At 38.6% G+C, this 1,255-nt stretch carries 2 protein-coding genes; both read left to right on the top strand.

Annotated features, from left to right (window positions below; genetic code table 11):
• On the top strand, positions 1-501 hold a 501-nt coding region (locus tag AC1DPQ_RS28110), incomplete at its 5' end, for a hypothetical protein (protein WP_477611620.1).
• A gap of 399 nt (positions 502-900) precedes the next feature.
• A partial coding sequence (locus AC1DPQ_RS28105; protein ID WP_477611619.1) for an RNA polymerase sigma factor occupies positions 901-1,255 on the top strand: 355 nt, incomplete at its 3' end.

The following is a 1,255-nucleotide window of genomic DNA, read 5'->3' as shown; positions in this document are numbered from 1 at the left end:
GATGTACTTAAAGAAATTCCGATTACGACTATGTTTAACGGTGCAACTGGTTTAAAACTGCACAAAGCAATTAATACCAACATTAAACAGGTATATACCGACAACTATATTGCGGTGTATAAAGATTTTTCACCTGATAAAAGAAGAGCTTACCAAGGTGGCTTTGGTCTATGGTTAAATGCGGGTGTAGAAAGTAAATGGGGCAGTTTGGTGGCTTCTTACTGGAAAGGCAACAACTTTATTTCGATTAAAGGTATGCCACTTTATGAATCGGTTTCAGATAACCTGTACAGTCCGGGCTTAAAGCAAAGTGCTAGAAACATTGTTTCGTTGCGTTATGCTTACCAAAAAGAGTTAATCCCACATTTATACCTTGATGTTCGTTTCGAGCCGCATATTGATCTTGATCATACCGATAAACAACTTCAGTTTAACCATTCATTCTTTTTGACCTACAAACAGGATTTTAAATTGTTTAAGGTGAAGAAAGGTGAGAGGTAAAAGGTGTAGGGTTTAGGGTGATTAAACTCATACCGATTCAAACTCCGCAGGTTTCTAAAACCTGCGGAGTTTTATGCTTATACAGCCATCCGGAGGTCCCCTTTGTGTTCCTACTCCTTTGAAACTTCGGAAGTCCCTGCCAATTAAACCCGATAGCAGCGAAAAACACGAAGGTGAGGAACGAACCAAGGCTTTGAAGCGAATAGCGGGATTAACACCTCAAAAATGCTCCTGCCTTTGCTTTCCAAATAAAAAACAATATCTTTCTTGAAAAAATATTTCAACTATATCTTGCTGATAATCAACTGTTGTTTGGTTATTTTTAACTTTATTTAACTTTTTTTCTCACCTCATGCAACCATTGTTTGTAATCTGCCATCTTCTATTTACAAACACACAATGAAATTGACGCGAAGCTATACGATAAACGATTTGATGGAAGGCTGCAAAGCTGGCGACCGGAAAATGCAGGAGCTGCTTTACAAGCAAACTGCATCGAAAATGTTGGCCGTTTGTATGCGCTACGCCAAAGATAGAATGGAGGCAGAAGATGTGCTGCAGATGGGATATATTAAAATTTTCCAGAAAATAAAAGAGTATAGAGGCGATGGTTCTTTTGAAGGCTGGATTAGAAGGGTTATGGTGAACACCGCGATTGAAAGTTACCGTAAAAATTTACGCAGCTTAAATGTGGTTGAAATAGATGAAGCTTACGAGCAACCATCAACCGGATTTGATTTTGGCACTTTAGGGA

The sequence above is a fragment of the Pedobacter sp. 01T416_2 genome, assembly GCF_056398925.1.
The sequence above is the reverse complement of the archived record's forward strand: the minus strand, read 5'-3'. Positions and strand labels throughout refer to the sequence as shown.